Genomic DNA, 19739 nt, shown 5'->3' on the forward strand with positions numbered 1-19739 from the left:
CCAGCGTTGCCTCAACATCCCGATAGCACGGCGCACCGCATACCCAATATGGTGAGCCAAATATTTGCTGTAGACACGGTATCGACCGTTATCCCCGATCCGGCCACCCCGGCCGCTTAAGCTATTTGCGCCGCAACATGCGACAAATTGCCGAGAAGCGCTCGTCCAGGAGGTGCGGAATGCCGGAAGCCGGTCGTTGGTGCCGATCACGCCCGATCTTGATTGCCAGTATGTTGCCAGTCGCCGTCTTTCTCGGCACCGGAGTGGCCGAAGCATCCCCGGACAACACCGCGCAGACACCCGTCACGCCACCGGCGGCAGCGGACCGGCTAACACTTGTGCAGTATGCGCAGGGACAAGAACTTCCGTTGCCGGCCCTACTCGAGCTATTCGGCCGGTCACCGGTCGACATAGCAGCGGCGGTCGACACGCGCCGTGGCGATCGACCTGTCGGCCGAATGAATCCGATCGCCGCCGACAGTTGGACCCGAGTCGAGCCGGTGGACGCGCCGGACTCACCACCCGCCGTGGATCAGAAGCCGATACAGGCGTTCTGCCAGTACGTCCCCGTAGATCCCCGCAGATGTATCGTCACTGTGGTCGACGCGGGCGTCGGTGCGGCCATCGGTGCGGGCCTCGCCGCGGGAGTGTCCGCGCCCGTCGCGATAGGCGCCGGAATGGCCGGCGCGGCCGCCGGGTTCGTCGCCGGTATCCCGTTCCTGCCGACCGGCTTGGTTGTCGGCCCGCTCCTCGGCGCGGGCGTCGGCGCCGCCGTCGTCGCCGGACCTGCCGCCGTGCTCGGTGGTGCGCTCGGGGCGGCGGTCGGGGCGATCGTGGGCATCACCACGCCCCTCCCACAAGAGGACGGCCTTACCGATGGAACCGGCGTGGCCACCAACTCACCGAAATAAACGTGGTCATCGATCCAGTCGTGCGTTGAGAATCCTGGCGATCTGGGCAATCGCACCGGGTTCGGTCATTGCGAGGTGGGTCGCATCGATGTCGAAGGTCGAAATCTGCCCGCGGACCACCTGCGCCCATCCCTCGTGCCCCTCGGCATCGGATCGCCTGTCACGTGTCGCGGTGAAATAGAGCATGTCACTGTCCAAGACCGCGGGCCGCCACTCACCGGCAGCCCGGATCGCCAGGTTGTAGGCGTCGGTCAGGCGCTCGATCCTTGCGGCGTCGACACCGAGGTCGACCCCCAGGTGCCGTTCGATCAGATCAGCGGCCTCCTCGGCGGTCGCATCGGCGCTCACGAAATCGACGCCCAAGACCGGGCCGAGATTGCTGATCAGTTCTCCAGCCGTGACGGCGGACAGCGTCGACACATCGACACCCCCTACCTCGGCGTCCAATAGTGCGAGCAGCGCAACCTGCTCACCGGCGGCGCGCATTTCAACGGCAATGGTATGGGCGATCGCGCCACCCAGCGACCAGCCGAGCAGGTGATAGGGGCCGTGTGGCTGAACCGCGCGAATCTCGGCGAAGTAGCGTTCGGCCATCTCTTCGATCGACGTCGGACCGGGAACCTCGCCGCCGACTTGTGGCGCCTGAATGCCGTAGATCGGTCGGCCGTCATGCAGGTACCGGTCGAGTGTGCGGTAACACCACGACAGACCCACGGCCGGGTGGATACAGAACAGTGGCGGACGCTCACCGTCGGTCCGGATCGGCAACAGCACATCGAAGCCGACATCGGTCCGGTCGACGGCGGGACCGGAGCGCATTCCGGATTCGATCCGCCTCGCCAGGTCGGCCGGGCAGGGATCCGACAGCATCCAGCTGATCGGAACCTCGTAGTCGAGTTCTTTCCGCAACTCGCTGACCACCTGGACCGACTTCAGCGAGTTACCACCCAATACGTAGAAGTCGTCATCCGCGCCCACTCTGTCCACACCGAGTACCGCCCCGAAGACTCGTGCGACCTCCCCTTCCAACCACGACGCGGGCTCCCTGAACTCCCCTACCGCGAGCATCGGCTCCGGTAGCCGGGTGCGGTCCAACTTGCCCGACGCGGTGAGGGGCACCGCGTCGATCACCGTCACCGTACTGGGCACCATGTAGTCGGGCAGTTCGGTTGCCGCGTGCGCCAAGACCGCCGCGGTGTCGACCGTGGCGCCCGCGGCGGGCACCAGGTAGCCGACGAGATGCTGCACCGCGTCGGTGGAGTGCACCACCACAATCGCTCTGGCGACGCCGGGGTACTCGGCGAGTACCGCCTCGATTTCACCGAGTTCGATACGCAGGCCGCGCAGCTTCACCTGGAAATCGGTGCGGCCCAGGTATTCCAAGTCGCCGGTATGGCGCCAGCGCACCAAGTCGCCGGTGCGGTACAGGCGCTGGCCGTCACCGTACGGATCGGGCACGAACCGTTCCGCGGTGAGGCCCGGACGCGACTGATAGCCGCGCGCGAGTTGGGCGCCCGCCAAGTACAGCTCCCCAGCGACACCGGGCGGTACCGGATGTAACCGGTTGTCGAGTACGTATGCGCGCGCGTTCCATACCGGTGCGCCCATCGGCATGCTCCCGCTGTCGGCTTCGGTCACCCGATACGCGGTCGCGCACACGGTGAACTCGGTCGGCCCGTACAGATTGTGCAACTCGACCCCGGGCACGGTTCGCCGCACCGCGGCCGCGACCTCGGGGCCGAATGCCTCACCGCCCACCAGGAACGTCCGCACCGACGCCAGCGATTCCGCAGGCGCCGCATCCACGAATACCGCCAGCATCGACGGGACGAACGCGGCGATCGTGACCCTTTCGGTGGCAATGGTTTCGGCGAGATAGGCGGGGTCGGTATGCCCGTCGGCTCGCGCGATCACCAGTCGCGCCCCCATCGCCAGTGTCGCGAACAACTCCCACACCGACATGTCGAACGTGGCCGGGGACTTCTGCAGCACAACGTCATTCGGCGTCAGCGTGTAGGTCCCGTTGACCCACCGCACCTGGTTCACCACCGAACCATGCAATACCGCAACACCTTTCGGTCGCCCGGTCGAGCCCGAAGTGAAGAGCACGTATGCGATGTTGTGCGGGCGCAGCGGTGCGAGTCGATCGGCGTCGGTGACCGGCGCGTCATCGAATCCGGACAGCTCCAGCCCATCCAGGGACGACAGCTCCAGCACCGGCGCGGCGATCGACAGCATGTACGCGATGCGGTCGGCCGGCAGGTCCGGATCGAGCGGCACGTACCCACCGCCTGCGGCGTGTACCGCGTACATGGCGGTGACCTGGTCCAGTGAACGCCGCATCCGCAGCGCCACCAACGACTCCGGACCCACCCCGCGCGAGATGAACCACCGCGCCAACCGATATACGCGGGACGCGAATTCCGCATAGGTCAGCGACTGGTCACCGAATGTCAGCGCGGTCCGGTCCGCATACTCCTGCACGGAGTGGGCGAAGACCGAGGCGAGCGTCTCGCCGGAAGGAAGCGTGCGATCGGTCGAATTCCACTGCCTCAGCACGGCTTCCCGCTCATCGGCGCCGAGCAGATCTACCTCGTGCACCGGCTGCGCCGAATCGGTCACCAGTGCGCCGAGCAACCGCAGCAGCCGATCGACGATCGAGGTCACTGTCGTCGCGTCGAAGAGGTCGCTCGCGTAGATCACCGCGCCGCTGATGCCGGCCGGGGCACCGGCGGAGTCGTAGGAATCCGACACCGTGATCTGCAGATCGAACAGTGCGGTGTCGCTGTCGGCCGACACGGCCGACACGGAGAGCCCCGGAAGTTCGAACTGGGCCCCGGCGAGGTTCTGGAATGCCAGCATCACCTGAAACAGTGGATGGTGGGCGTGCGACCGCGCCGGGTTCAGCTCCTGCACCAGCCGCTCGAACGGAATATCGGCGTGCCCGAACGCGGCCAGATCGGTCCCGCGCACCTGCTCTAGCAACTGGGTGAGCGTCATCTCCGGGGTCAACCGGGTCCGCAACACCAAGGTGTTGACGAACATCCCGACCAGATCGTCGAGTTCGGGCTCGCCGCGTCCCGCATACGGAGTGCCGATCGCTATATCGTCCGTACCGGCCAACCGGGCCAGCGTGGCCGCGAGCGCAGCGTGGAAAACCATGAACAGCGTCGTGTTGTGTGCACGCGCGACCTGCTGCAATCCCGCATGCAGATCGGCACCGACGGTTATCGGAACGCTCGCGCCCGCACGGGTCTGCACGCGCGGACGCGGTCGGTCGGTCGGCAGCTCGAGCAGAACCGGCAGTTCCGCCAATTCCATTGTCCAGTAGTCGATCTGGGCACGAAGCAGCGATTCGGGATCGTCTTCGGTACCCAGCACCTTCCGCTGCCAGATCGCGTAGTCGGCGTACTGCACCGCCAGCGATTGCCAGCTCGGCGTCTCGCCGCGCAGATGTGCCGCGTACGCGGTCATCATGTCCCGTGCCAGCGGGCCCAGCGACGACCCGTCGCAGCAAATGTGGTGCGCCACCACGGCCAGGACCCGCTCGTCCCGGCTGATTTCGAACAACCGTACCCGCACCGGCGCCTCGACCGTCACATCGAACACCGTCGAGACGAACGCCGACAACGACTCGGCCAGTTCCGGTTTCGCGACCGAGGCCACGGTCATCGGCGCAATCACCTCGGCGGCGGGCAGGACAACCTGCGACGGCTCCCCATCGACATATGGGTATACCGTCCGCAGCACCTCATGCCGGTTCAGCACATCCTCGATGGCCGCACACAGCGCGTCGAGATTCAGCTGTCCGGACAGCCGTAGCAGGATCGGAATACTGTAGGCGGCCGAGTCGGGCTCGAGCCGGTTCAGGAACCACATCCGCTGCTGCGCGTACGACAGGGGAATTCGCTGTGGCCGCGATTGTGCGGTCAACGCCACCCGACCGGTATCGGCCCGCGATTCGGCGCGCGCGGCCAACCTCGCGACCGTCGGCGCCTCGAAAATCATCGACGCCGGGATGGTCGCGTCGAGCGCGGCACCGATCCGCGCGGCTACCCGGGTGGCCGCCAGGCTGTCGCCACCGAGTTCGAAGAAGTCGTCGTCGGCGCCTACCGGACCGCCGATGTCGAGTACGTCGGCGAATACGCTGGCCACTATTTCCTCCCCCGGTGACGCCGGGGGTCGAAATCGCTTGGCCTGGACGACGGGTGCGGGCAGGGCCGCGCGGTCGAGCTTTCCATTCGGCGACAGGGGGATCGCGTCGAGGATCATTACCGCGGCGGGCACCAGATACGACGGCAGCACCTCGGCCAACGCCGCCCGCAACTCCTCGCTCGACAGGCTCGCCCCGGTTTCGGGTACCGCGTAGGAAACCAGCATCACCGGACCCGCGCCCGCCCGCCATGACACCGTGACCGCGTATGCCACCTCCGCGCGCGAGCTCAGTACCGCGTCGATCTCGCCCGGCTCGACCCGGTAACCACGGATCTTCAACTGGAAATCGTTGCGCCCCAGGAACTCCAGCGCACCATCGGAATTCCAGCGCACCACATCACCGGTGCGGTACATGCGGCGTCCCGGTTCCCCGAACGGGTGCGCCACGAACCGCGCCGCGCTCGTCGCCGCCTTGTCGAGGTACCCGCGCGCCAACGCCGACCCCGCCAAATACAACTCCCCGGCTACCCCAACCGGCACCGGCTGCAGTCGGGCATCCAAGACCAGCGCCTGTATGCCAGGCAGCGGGGCACCGATCGTCGGCCGCTCACCGGGGCGCAGCTCACCCGTCGCGGTGGCGACGACCGTGGCCTCGGTCGGCCCGTACAGCGCCCGGAACGTCCTGGCGCCGGCGACATCGGTGCCCGCCCATCGTTTCACCAAATCCGCTGGGACCTCGTCGCCGCCGGACAGCACTACCCGCAAGTCGTCCAGCCCGGCCGGACCCACCGACGCGAGTGCGGCAGGGGTCATGAAGGCGTGGGTAACCCGCTGCGCGCGCAGGAGTTCTGCCAACTCGACGCCGCCGTAGATCTGCGTCGGCGCCACAACCAGTGCGCCGGCACGGCTGACCGCCATCAGGATCTCCAGCAGGGCGGCGTCGAACGACGGCGACGCGAAATGCAACACCCTGGACGTGTGCCGGAGCTCGTGATCGGCACGTAGCGCCGAGACGAAGTCGGCGATGCCGCAATGGGTGACGGCGACGCCCTTCGGCACCCCGGTGGATCCGGAGGTGAAGACCACATAGGCGACGTTCGAGGTCCGCAGTGGTCGCAGCCGCTCGTCATCGCCGACCGGGCCACTGGCCAACCCGTCGATCCGCGCGGCGACGGCCACGTCGTCGAGCACGATCCAGTCCACCGAATCGGGCATTTCGGCATGCACCGAGGACACCGTAAGCCCCAGCGCCGCACCCGAATCCGACACCATCTGCTCGATCCGGCCTGCGGGATAGCTCGGGTCCACCGGCACGTATACCGCACCCGATTTCACCACCGCCCACCATGCGACGACGGAGTCCACCGACCGCGCTGCCGCCACCAGCACCGGACTCTCCGTTCCGGCGCCGCGGCTGATCAGCAACCTCGCCAGCCGACTCGATCGTTCGTCCAGCTCTGTATACGACAACGTGGTGTCCCCCGAGACAACAGCGATCCCGTCGCCGTTATCCCGGACGGCGGAGGCGAACACCTCCGGCAGCAATCCGGACGGCTCCAGCGCCGCAACGGCGTGTTCCCCCACCCGCGAGGTGAGCGCCGAGCGTTCGTCGGCTTCCAGCCAGTCGATATCCCCGACCACTATGGCCGGATCGTCGGCGACGGCCTCCAGTACCCGCTCCAGCCGTCGCAGGATCGCGGCCGCGGTCGCCTCGTCGAACAGATCCCGCGCATAGGTCATCATTCCCGAGATACCTTGCGCGACACCGGCATTACCCGTTGAATCGGACAGCACCAGTTGCAGGTCGAACTGGCTCGCCCCGGTATCCACATCCGCCCGCGCAACCCGGACATCGGGCAGCACCACATCGACCGTCGACACGTTCTGGAACGCCAAGGCCACCTGGAACAACGGATGCCGCGCCGCCGATCGCTCCGGGTTCAACTCCGCCACGATCCGCTCGAACGGCACGTCCGCGTGCTCGAACGCCAACAGATCCGTCTCCCGGATGCGCATCAGCAACTCGGCGAACGACTCGCCCGTATCCACCCGGGTACGCAGTGCCAACGTGTTCACGAACATTCCCACCAGATCGTCCAGACCAGGCTCGCCCCGCCCCGCGACCGGGGTGCCGATCACTACGTCATCGCTGGCACTCAACCGCCCCAATACCGTTGCCAGCGCCGCATGCATCACCATGAACAGCGACACCCCCCGCGACCGTGCCAGCGCGAGCAGCCGCTCGTGCAGCCGCGCCCCGATCTGCACCGGTACCCGGCCTCCCGACAGCGATGCGACGGCCGGGCGTGGTCGGTCCGCGGGTAGTTCCAGCCGGTCCGGTGCGCCCGCGAGCGTTGCGCGCCAGAACTCCAGCTGCCCTGACATCAACGACGCCGGATCGTCCGGGGAACCCAGCATCTGCCGTTGCCACCACGCGAAATCCGCGTACTGCACGGCGAGTGGCTCCCATTCCGGCGCGTGCCCGGCCAGTCGCGCGGCATAGGCCACCATCACGTCACGGGCCAGTGGCCCCATCGACTGACCATCGCCTGCGATGTGATGGACCACCAGCACCAGCAGGAATTCTCTTGTGTCACTGTCCTTTTCGGCACCAAGCTCGAACAATCCCACGCGCATCGGCACGCGGGCGGTCACATCGAATCCGCGTCGTACGAACTCGCTCACCACATCCGGCACCGAATCGGCCGGCACGCGCACCGGCTCCACCGGCACCGCGGGTTCGTCGAGAACGACCTGTCGCGGCTCACCGGAGGTTTCCGGATATATCGTCCGCAGTACTTCGTGACGTGCGACCACATCCGCGAGCGCGGTCGCCAGCGCTTCGGTATCCAGCCGTCCCGACAACCGCAGCATCACCGGAATGTTGTACGCCGCAGAGTCCGGCTCGAATCGGTTCAGGAACCACATCCGCTGCTGCGCGAGCGACAGCGGCACCGGGTCGGGGCGCACGCCCGGCAGTAGTGGCAACCGGCCGCCACCGTTGAGTGCCCCCGCGAGCTTGGCCAATCCGCCGACGGTCGGCGCCTCGAACACCGACCGCACCGGCACGCGGACGTCCAGGGCGGCACCGATGCGCCCCACCACCAGCGAGGCGCTCAGCGAATCGCCGCCCAGCGCGAAGAAGTCGTCGTCGACTCCCACCCGGTCCACATCGAGCACCTGCTCGAATATTCGCGCGACCACTTCCTCTATCCCCGGTGCGGGCGCCCGGAATTCGCGTGCGGCGGCCATCGGCTCGGGCAACCGCTCGCGATCCAGCTTCCCGTTGGCGGTAAGTGGCACCTCGTCCAGCACCATCACCGCGGACGGCACCATGTACCGGGGCAGCGCCTCGGCCAGTGCCGAGCGCAACTCCTCGCCCGATACAGCCATCCCGGTCGCAGGCACGACATAGGACACCAGCAGCACCGGTCGCCCTACATCGCTGCGCGCCACGGTGACCGCGTATGCCACATCGGCACGGGCACCGAGCACCGCGTCGATCTCCCCGAGCTCGATCCTGGTGCCGCGCACCTTCACCTGGAAATCGTTGCGTCCCAGGAACTCCATCTCGCCATCGGCGCTGCGCCGGACCACGTCACCAGTGCGGTACATGCGCTGCCCCGGCTCCCCGAACGGGCATGCGACGAACCGCCCGGCGGTCAAACCCATCCTGGCGACGTATCCATCGGCCAGTCCGGCGCCGAACAGGTACAACTCGCCCGCGACACCGTGTGACACGGGCCGCAGCCAGGTATCCAGGACCACGGCCGCGACGGGACCGACGGGCCTGCCGATCGTGATCGCGGCACCGGGGGCCAGTGCATCGCTTGCGGTAGCCCAGATCGTACTTTCGCTCGGCCCGTAGAGATTGACCATGGTCCGATCCGGCGCCCACCGATCGACCAGTTCCGGGCCGACCGGTTCACCGGCTGTTGCCAGTACGCGCAGCCCGTCGAGCCCCTGGTACGGGACTGTCGCCAGCGCCGAAGGGGTCACTACGGCATGCGAAATACGTTCGCGCCTTATTAGATCCGCCAGCTCGGGACCGGCGTAGACATCGGCAGGCGAGACGACCAGCCGGCCGCCCGAGCCGTGCGCCATCAACAACTCGAACACCGAGGCGTCGAAGCTGGGCGAGGCGAGTTGCAGTACCACCGACATCAGGTCGACGCCGAGTATTCGCCGCTGCGCCGCGACCATAACGGCCAGGCCGCGATGGCTGACGAGTACGCCCTTGGGTGTTCCGGTCGACCCGGAGGTGTAGCTCAGGTACGCGGTCTGATCCCGCCGAATCGGTCCGCCGCGTTCGGCATCGGTGACCGCAATTGCGGGAACCGAGTCCAGCGCGCCGAGCGTCTGCTCATCGTCGAGGACCAGCCAGTCGACGCTGTCGGGAAGATGCTTCCCGACTGACGAGTCGGTCAGCCCGAGCACGGTTCTCGAGTCCGACAGCAGAAATTCGATCCGCTCCGATGGCAAGGTCGGATCTATCGGCAGGAATGCGGCACCGGTCTTCGCGATGGCCCACAGGGTGACCGTCGCCCCCAGCGATCGCGGAAGCACGGAAGCGACGACCTCTCCCCGCCGGGCGCCGCGCCGCAGCAGGATCCGAGCCAGACGTGCCGATCGCTCGTCGAGCTGCCGGTAGGTCATGGTCGCCGTGCCGCACCGCACGGCGATCGCTTCGGGTTCGACGACAGCGGAAGCGGCCAGTATCCGGTCCAAGGTGTCCGGGATCGCGGTGTGCGCAGCCGAAGCCGGCCACGTCGGTCCCGGTTCTTCATCGAGCGGCAGCTGGCCGAGGCGCACATCGGCATTCGCGGCGATCCGGCACAGCAACTCGACGAAGCGGTCGAGGATGCGGCGCGCCGACACGGTGTCGAATTCACGGTCGTGGAATCGGAGGGTGATCCGCAGTCCCTGTTCCGCACCGTGCTCGGACTGCTTCGGTTCCACGACCAAGCTCAGCGGGTACGGGGTTGCGTCCACACCGCTGAGTTCGTCCACCCGCAGGCCCGCCGAATCGACGAGTTGCTGCAGTGCCGCCCGGTCGACGGGAAACGACTGGAAGGTGATGGCCGTGTCGAAGAGTTCGGGCATGCCGACGCTGCGGTGAATCTCGGGTAGGCCGATGTGGTGATGCTCCAGCATGCGGGCGTGCCGCGCCTGAATGCCGGTCAGCAATTCGCGTACCGTCATGGTGGGTTCGAGCGGGACTCGCACGGGAATCGTATTCAGAAACATGCCGAGCGTCTGATCGACCAGCGGCAACTCCGGGGGTCGGCCCGAGACGGAGGAGCCGAAGATCACATCGGTCTCACCGGTCACTACTCGCAGATTCAGGGCCCAGGCCGCGGCGACGGCCGTATTGATGGTCACGGCGGCCTCAGCCGCTACTCGACGCAGTTGCGCGAAACGATCCGCAGTCAACTCCGCCCCGACCTCGGCGGCCGACACCGAGCCCCCCGCACCGGCCTCGCGGGAGACCCGAGTGGGTGCATCGACATCCGAAAAGGCCTGTGCCCATGCGGTTTTGGATGCGTCGCTGTCCTGACGACTCAGCCAGGACAAATAGTCGCGGTAGGAGGGCGCAGGTCCAGCGGAGTCGATATGGGCGGGAGATCCGTAGTAGTCGAGCAGTTCTCGCATCAGCAGCGGCATCGACCAGCCATCCAGGATCACATGGTGATTCGTCACGAGTAGCCGAAAGGCACCCGAATCGAGACGGATCAGCGTGAAGCGCAGTAGCGGAGGAGCCGACAGGTCGAATCCGGCAGCCGCGTCCGCTGCGGCAATCGATTCCGGGTCGGCCGCGGATTCCGCATCGCCACCACCGGTGAGGTCGATCTCCCGGAACCCGATCTCGGCATGGTCCAGCACGATCTGGCACGGACCTGCCGAGGTTTCCACAAAGCCGGCCCGCAGGATATCGTGCCGGTCGACCACGGCCTGAGCGGCACGTCGCAAGCGCTCACCGTCGACCGCGCCGGAAAAACCGATCATCGTCTGGACGGTGTAGTTGTCCCCGGCATTCGGATCGAATGTCGAGTGGAAGTGCACACCGGATTGCATCGGCGACAACGGCCATATATCGGACAGACCGCGGTACTGCCGCTCGAGCCGATCGATGTCGGGTTGGCTGAGCGCGACGAGCGGAAAAACCGACGCCGGGAGTCGAGGGGGCTGCTCGATTGTCACCGGAGCCGCACCGTCGCCCGCAATGGCGGCCAGGGCGGCAACTGTCTTGCCTTCGAAGACATCTCGCGGAGTGAAGGTGAGCCCGGCCGATCTCGCCAACGCCACCAGCCGCATCGAGACGATGCTGTCCCCGCCGAGCGCGAAGAAGTTGCTATCGGCGGACACCGTGTCCAGATGGAGCACATCGGCGAAAAGTTTCGCCACGACCTGCTCCGTATGCGTCGCCGGCGGTCTGCCGCCCGCGGTGTCGGAGTCGAAGGCGCGCTGCTGCAACGCTTTCCGATCAATCTTTCCGGTCGGCGTGTACGGCATCTGCTCGAGCCGCACGATCGCGGCGGGATTCATATATCTAGGTAGCATGCCCGCGAGATCGTCGCCGAGTGCCGCCACATCTATGGCCGCCCCCGGCGCGGCGACGACATAGGACACCAGAACGGGTTCGCCGGCAGGCCCTTCCACCGCAACCGTAGCGACGCTCGCCACGTCCGGGTGCCTGGCCAGGTGGGCATCGATTTCCCCCGGCTCGATCCGCAGGCCATGAATCTTGACCTGCTGATCGCAACGGCCCAGGTATTCCAGTGTCAGCCCGGCGCGTCCGCGCACCCAGCGCACGGAATCACCGGTGCGGTAGATCCGCTCACCGTGGCTGGATCGCGGGTCCGCGACGAAGCGCGACGCGGTCACGCCCGGTCGGTCGACGTACCCGCGGGCGAGTCCGGGTCCACCGATATGGAGTTCGCCCGCGACACCGACCGGCACCGGTCGCAGCCACGTGTCGAGAACCATCGCGGACGCGCCTCGGATCGGGCCACCGATCGTCACCGGCTCGCCGGCTACGAGGGCATCCGACCCCGTCGCCCAGATCGTGCACTCGGTCGGTCCGTAATGATTCATCAGCCGTCGCCCAGGGCCCCACCTGTGCACGGTGTCCGGCCCGGTCGCTTCGCCGACGACCGCGAGCGATATCAATGACGGCGTCCGGGACGGATCCATGGTGTTCAGCACGGACGGGGTGATGATCGCATGCGAAACCTGCTGTGACCGAAGAATTTCCTCGAGGTCGGCCCCGCCGTACACCTCCGGCGGCGTCACCGCCAGACACGCGCCGCTGCCGTGTGCCAACAGCAACTCCGACAAGCAGGCATCGAATCCCGGCGACGCGACCTGCAGCACCACCGAATCCGTGCCCACGCCGAAGGCGTCGGCGTGCGCCGCGACAAGGTCGGCCAGGCCTCGATGGCTGAGGTGGACCGCCTTCGGTTTCCCGGTCGATCCGGAGGTGTAGATCACGTATGCCGCATTGTCGGGCGACAGCATGTCGGCCCCCGACGGCGCAGGTAGATCCGCATGAGCATCCGAGTCCGAAGCGTCCAGAATCAACCAGTCGACAGTGTCCGGAAGCCGCGGTGCCACAATGCCGGTCGTTACCCCCAGCCCGGTCCGCGAGTCGGACAACAACTCCTCGATCCGCGCGACGGGATTGTCGGGATCCAACGGAAGGAAAGCGGCACCTGTTTTCGCCACCGCCCAGATCGCGACGACCAGCTCGGCCGAACGGGGAACGGCCAGTGCGACTATCGACTCGGCGCGCGCACCATGGCCGGCCAGCAGGCGGGCGAACCCGTCGGCGCGACGCTCCAGCTCACGATAGGTCCACGTGATGTCACCGCACCGGACGGCCACGGCATCCGGATACCTGCGCGCGGTCCCCGACAGGATGTCGCGCAGTACGAGCGCCGCGGTCGGCTCCACGCCGGCGACCGAAAGCAGTTCCGCGCGTTCGGAATCCCGGCAGGAGGAGATCGCCGCGACCTTGCCGGCGGGATCGCTGACCATCTGCGTGAGCAGCAACTCGAAGCGTTCGAGCAGCGTGCGGGCATCATCGGAACCGAATCGGTCGGTGGCGAATTTCAGCGCGACCGTGTAGGTGCCGGGCTCGTCGGCGGCCGGTCGTTCGGCGCGATTCGACCGCGGCGGGCTCACTTGCAAACTCAGCGGATACGGCGTGGCATCGTGTGTGTCGATCTCGACGAGCCGCAATCCGGCTGCGGAGAGATTGCGTGCCAACAGTTCCTGGTCGAACGGATAGGACTCGAGCACCGTCGCCGTATCGAACATATCGATGAGACCGGTGGCCCGTTGCAGCTCCGCCAAGCCGATGTGCTGGTGATCCAGCATTGCGGCCTGCTCGGACTGCACGCGGACGAGCAGGGCGCCGACGGTTTCGTCGGGGTCGAGCCGGACTCGGACGGGCAGCGTGTTGACCAGGAGCCCGACCATGCGCTCGACATCCGGAATCTGCGGCGGGCGTTGCGACATCGTATTGCCGAACACCACATCCGACCGTCCGGTGAGGGCGGCCACCAGCAATGCCCACGCCACCTGCAGGACCGTATTGGGGGTGACGCCGTGCGAGCGGCCCAGATCGAGAATGGCAGCGGTGGTCGCGGCGTCCAGGTGCAGGCCGACTTCACCGGCGTGCGCGGTGACGGTCCGATCCGGCCCACCCGTGACCCGCGTCGGACTATCGATTCCGGCGAGCATCTCCCGCCACGCGGCGATCGCCGCGGCGCGATCCTGAGCCTGTAACCACCGCAGATACTCACGGTACGAACGCGCGGGCGTGAGCTCGGCGGTATCGCAATCGGATATGTACAACGAGAGCAACTCGTGGATCAGCAGGGGCATCGACCACCCGTCCAGCACGAGGTGGTGGTTGGTGACCAGCAGCTGGAATAAATCGACGCCGGTGCGCACGAGGTGGAAACGCACCAGCGGCGGGCGGGCGGGGTCGAACGGAGCCGCGGCCGCCGTCGCGAGTCGCCGAAGTGCGGCTGCCTGCTCGCCGACATCGCTGATATCGGTGATGCTCGACTCGACCCACTCGACCCTGGTGTCGCGCAATACGATCTGTCGTGGCCCATCGGCGCTTCCGACGAACGCGGTCCGCAGGCTGTCGTGCCGGTCGATGAGGACCTGCGCGGCCCGTCGCATTCGGTCCCCATCCACCTGCCCGGCAAACGTCAGCGCCGCCTGCACGATGTAGCCATCGACGCCGTCGCGGTCGTAGAGGGTGTGGAATAGCAGCCCGGCCTGCAGGGATGTCAGTGGCCACACATCGGTCATCGACGGGTATTCCCGCAGCCAGTGGTCGACATCGTCCTGCGATACCGCGGTGAGCGGGAAGTCCGATGGCGTGAAGCCGTATGCGGTTTCGGATCGGACGTGATCGGCAAGGGCCGCCAGGGCTCGCGCCCACAGCTCGGCGAGCTCGTCGACCTCCGCATCTGCCAACACCTGCGAAGCGAACTCCCAGGTCGCGTGGAGTTCGAGCCCGTCGCGACCTTCCTCGGCGATCGCATTGATATCGAGTACGGCGGGCAGCGCCATATCTGGATCGCTCGTCGCGGTCAGTGCGGTGAATTCGGTGGTTGGTGCCCAGGGCCCCGAGCGTTCACCCACACCCACTCGCCCCAGGTAGTTGAAACTGATCTGGGGTTCGGGCAGATGTGCGAGCTCCGCGCTCCCCCGGGGATCGAGGTGACGCAGCATCTGATAGCCGATGCCGTTGTCGGGCACCGCGCGCAGTTGCTCCTTCACCTGCTTTATCGCCAGGCCGGCGGCCACACCGCCGGCGAGCGCGTCATCGAGGTCGACGTTGTCGCATTCGATCCGAACCGGGAAGCGGGTGGTGAACCAGCCCACGGTGGCGCTGAGATCGGCGCCGGCTACGGTCCGCTCCTCGCGACCGTGTCCCTCCAGCGAGATCAACTCTCCGGCGGGCGCCGCCGCGCCGCGCCTGCGCCGCCACTCACCGAGTGCCAGTACCAGGGCTGCCAGCAGCGGATCGTTGGCACTGCAGTGGAATCGGTCCGGGATGGTGGTCAGAACAGCCTCGGTAACCGCTGCCGGGATGCGCTGCTGGACCCTGCTCGCCGTGGCTCCAGTATCACGATCCGGGAGCAGACGGCGCGATCCGAGTAGCTGATCGCCACCCGCGAGTACGTCCTTCCACCGGTCCAGCTCCGCCGAGCGCTTGCCCGGTGCCTGCTCGACCAGGCCGTGCACCCATCGCCGGAACGAGGTGGTGAGCGGGCCGAAGTGCGGTTCGCCGCCGTCGGAAATCTGCGACCAGGCCTGCGCCAGATCGGCCAGGATGATGCGCCACGACACCGCGTCGACGGCGAGGTGGTGGATCACCAGCCACATCAGGTCGGGTCCCGAACCGTTGCGATCCTGAATCCAGACGGCCTGAACCAGCACACCGTTGCCCGGATCCAATCGATCCGCGGCGTTGTGCAGGTGCCGTTCGACTTCGGCGGCTGCACGTCGATCGAGCCGTACATCGACGAGCACGGCCTCCGGATCGACCGCGTCCCGATCGAGTACCTCGACATAGTGGTCGGCCGAGTCGCCACCGCGCAAAATCGCGCGCAGCATATCGTGGCGCTCCAGCAGGGATCCCAATGCGCGCACGAGATCCGCTCGATCGACTCGCTCGGGCAGCTGCACGAGCGCGGCCTGCGCGAATCGGTCGTAGTGACCCCGATCGAGCATTGCGCGCATGATCGGCGACAACGGCATCGGCCCAACACCGCCACCGGGCAATTCGGCCAACTCGGGGATGTCGCCGGCTTCCGTCGCCGTGGCCGCCAGGCCCGCGACGGTCTTGTGCACGAACACATCGTGGGTGGAGAAACTCAGGCCCTCGGCCTTGGCCCGCGCCACCAGCCGGATCGACAGAATGCTGTCGCCGCCGAGGGCGAAAAAGCTGTCGTCCGCCCCGACCTCCGGCACGCCGAGCACCTCGGTGAACAGCCTTGCGACCACCTTCTCCTGGGTCGTCGCCGGCGCACGCCCAACCGGTGCGGTCCCGAATTCGGGCTTCGGCAAAGCGCTGCGATCGAGCTTGCCGAAGGCATTGATCGGGAGGCTGTCCAGCGTGAGGATCACCGCCGGGACCATGTGCGGCGGCAGCGAATCGCGGGCGAAGCGATGAAGTTCGGGCGGATCGATCCGATGACCGCTGACCGGGACGACATAGGACGCCAGCACTGTCGTGCCGATGTTGTTGCGCACCGGCACGGTGACAGACCGGTCCACGTCCTCGTGTGTGGTAAGTGCGGCGTCGATTTCACCCGGTTCGATCCGGTAGCCGCGGATCTTGACCTGGAAGTCGCTGCGCCCCATCAATTCCAGCGTCGGCTCGGCGTTGTCGCTGGTCCAGCGCGCGATATCGCCGGTGCGGTACATCCGTTCGCCGGGGCCGTCATACGGATCGGCGACGAAGCGGGCGGCGGTTTCGACGCACAGATGGCTGTATCCACGGGCCAGTCCCGGTCCCGCGAGATACAACTCGCCCGCGGTGCCCTTGGGTACCGGCTGCAGCGTTCGGTCCAGCACCATCGCCGAAACGCCGCGGATGGGGGTACCGACAGTGTGGACGCGGCCGGGTATCAGCATGGCGCCGACGGCGGTCACGGTGGTTTCGGTAGGACCGTATTCGTTATAGACGGCCACCGACGGTGTCCACCGCTCGATGACGTGCGGAGGACACACGTCACCACCGACCACGACCACCCGCAAATCGGTCGTCGGACGCGGGTCAACGGTTGCCAGCATCATGGGTGTCAGGGTCAGATGGGTCACGTGCTCATCGGCCAGCAGTTGCGTGAGCTCCGCACCGCCGCTCACCTCGGGCGGCACGATCACCAGCGTGGATCCGCGCGCGAAGCAGGTCAGAAACTGCTCCAGGGACGCGTCGAAACTGGGTGAGAGGGCGTATGACACGCGTGCGGTGCTGTCGATGCCGTACGTGGCGGCGCGGTCGGCAACCAGATTCGCGAGGCCGGTGTGGGTGACCTGGACGCCTTTCGGGGCGCCGGTGGATCCCGAGGTATAGGTGATATAGGCCACGTTGGACGGCCGCAGTGGGCGGATACGGTCGTTGTCGGAAATCGGCCCGGCGTCGCCTTCGCGCAGGGTTGCGGGGTCGTCGAGAACCACATGGTGCATCGCCAGCGGGAGTCGCCCGCGCAGGGCGTCGACCGCGATCGCCACCGCGGCACCGCTGTCGGCGACGATATGCGCTATCCGCTTCGACGGGTACTCGGGGGACAAATGGACAAATGCCGCACCGCATTTCGCGACGGCCCACGTCGCCACGACAGATTCGACCGAGCGTGGCAGCATGATCGCCACCGCCGTGTCCGGCCCGCAACCAAGATCGATGAGATGCCTGGCCAGCTGGGAAGATCTGGTATCGAGCTCGCCATAGGTCATCATCTGCCCGGCCGAGGCGATCGCGCACGCACTTCGATTCCGGCGCGCGCTCTCGCTCAGCAGGTCCGGCAGCAGCCGTGTTTCGACTCCACCGGGCCCCCGCACCGGAAGCAGCGCGGACCGCTCCTGCACTTCGAGCAGCGGCAGTCTGCTGACCGGGCATCCCACTCCCCCGGCGAGGAACTCGTGCAGAAACATGAGAAACCGGCGGTGGTGACCGGCGAGTTCGGCAGGGCTGTAGATGTTCGGATTTCCCTGGAAGTCGATATGTGTAGTGTGCTTGCCCGCGCCCGGGTAGATATTGACGAAAAGGTCGGCGGTAGGGCCAGAGGTGAGGACGTGCAGGCGGCCTGTCGTGTTGCCGAGCACAATCTCGTTCTCGATCATCATGAGGTTCACCGCTGGACCGAAGGATGCCGCCTCGTCGCGCGCAATCCCCATATCCCCGAATATGTCCTCTTGGCGATAGCGCTGCCGCCGAAGAGCACTGGTCAACTCGCTTTGCACTGCGGAGATCAGCTCACCGACGCTGCGGCCGGCGACCCGCACTCGCAACGGGACCACATTCGCCACCATCCCCCCGGAACGGCGCAGCACGGCCGAGTGCCGACCCGAAACCGGCAGGCTCAGCAATACTTCATCGCTCCCGGTCATCCGCGCGAGATAAGCGGCGAACGCCGCGACGGTGGTCGCAGTCACGCTCAGGCCGTCCTGGGCTGCGATGTTCTCCAGTAGATGCGCGGTGGCGTCCGGCAGCTCTGCGCTGACGAGCGCCGGATGAATGGTGGGCTTGCCTACGCGACCTGCCAAGCTCACGACGGCAGGCGCGCCAGTCAAGTGCTCGTGCCAGTATCTGCGATCGTTTTCGAAACGCGCCGAATCGCGGTATGCCAGATCCTGCTCGACGACGGCCGCCAGGTGCTGCGCCACGCACGGCGCCGCTTCCTCGAACCTCGCCCAAGCGTTGTACAACTCGGTAATCCGGTGCAGCATTGTCACCGCGGCGAATCCGTCGAGTGCGATATGGTGCGCGCGCTGATACCACAGGAAATGGTCCTCGCCGACCTGGAACACAATGCTCGTCATGAGGTCGTCGTTCAGCAGGTCCAGCGGAGCGGAGTAGTCCCGCACCATGATTTCGTGCGCAGCCGCAACCGGATCGGCCTGCCCGCGCAAGTCCATGACCGACACCTGCGGCCGATGTTCCTCGTCGACGAACTGACCTGGCTCTCCGTCGACCTCGATTAGGCGCATATGTCCGGATCCGAACTCACGAGCGGCGGTTCTGCATGCCTCGGCAAGCAATTCCGTGTCCAACTCGCCTACGATCTCGACGAATTGAGCCACAGATATCGGCGACGATTCCGCGAGGTGCTGGGCAAACCAGATTCCCCGCTGAGCCGCGGTCAGTGGAAGAATGTCGAACGACGATGGCCGCGCGTCTCCATTACCGTTCGCGCGCACGCCGGAACCGTCTCCGGAATACTTGCCGGAAAAGTGGAGGGATCCTTTTTGCAGCGCTCTCGGCCAGTTCGGATTACCATCGGCACCACTCTTCGATTGGTCCATCTCGACCTCCACTGATACCGCTCATATCAGGAATCAGTTATATTGCTGCCAGATTGCCGTTATCGGCTTGTTGGAATGTGCAACATAGCGACGAGAACCGGGTCGCATATTCGAGAAGGCGCGGTCATGGCGATCGACACCCGATCCCCATCGACACATGCGCGGCGTTCCCGTCGGTGGACGTCTCTGTCATCGTCCATCGTCCAGTCGCCCGTCGCGCAAGGTCCAGGGACCGGGGACCAAGGAGTGGGTGCCATCCGAAATCCTACAGCAAATATGGCGCAGACACTCGTCGCCCGGTTGATAGGGGGATAACGTGACAGGACAGGCCATTCGAGCTCAAAGTAGCAGCTCAGAGCATCTGACAGCAATAAATTGGCTAATTCCGCTGCGGTCCAGTTAGGTTAGGCTACCAAAAGTCTCCCCGCACAGTCGAGGTTCGAATGCTACGGCACCAGGTCAGACGTCGAATCAGTGCGCGATCCAGGGCTCACGACCACTGGAGCAAACCCCCTACCAGTAGAAAGCTGGCAATTAACGGCATTCGGTTGGAATGATCCCCGAGTGAGCAAGAACTCGGTGTGGTCAAGTCCTCAGACACCGCCGAAATTACGCTGTGAA

2 protein-coding genes are annotated in these 19739 nt (G+C 66.3%); one reads left to right on the forward strand and one right to left on the reverse strand.

Features of this window, described 5'->3' with window-relative positions; all coding sequences use genetic code 11:
- The first annotated feature begins 230 nt into the window (after positions 1-230).
- Entirely contained in the window at positions 231-911 is a 681-nt protein-coding gene (locus ACIBG0_RS30510; protein WP_397037113.1) for a hypothetical protein, read from the forward strand.
- A 6-nt stretch (positions 912-917) separates the two neighbouring features.
- On the opposite strand, the gene ACIBG0_RS30515 is transcribed toward ACIBG0_RS30510, so the two are convergent.
- Positions 918-19118, reverse strand: a complete 18201-nt coding sequence (locus ACIBG0_RS30515) for an amino acid adenylation domain-containing protein (protein ID WP_397037114.1) — start codon at positions 19116-19118, stop codon at positions 918-920.
- Positions 19119-19739: the final 621 nt, after the last annotated feature.

The organism is Nocardia sp. NPDC050630 (assembly GCF_044457245.1).
GTDB lineage: Bacteria > Actinomycetota > Actinomycetes > Mycobacteriales > Mycobacteriaceae > Nocardia.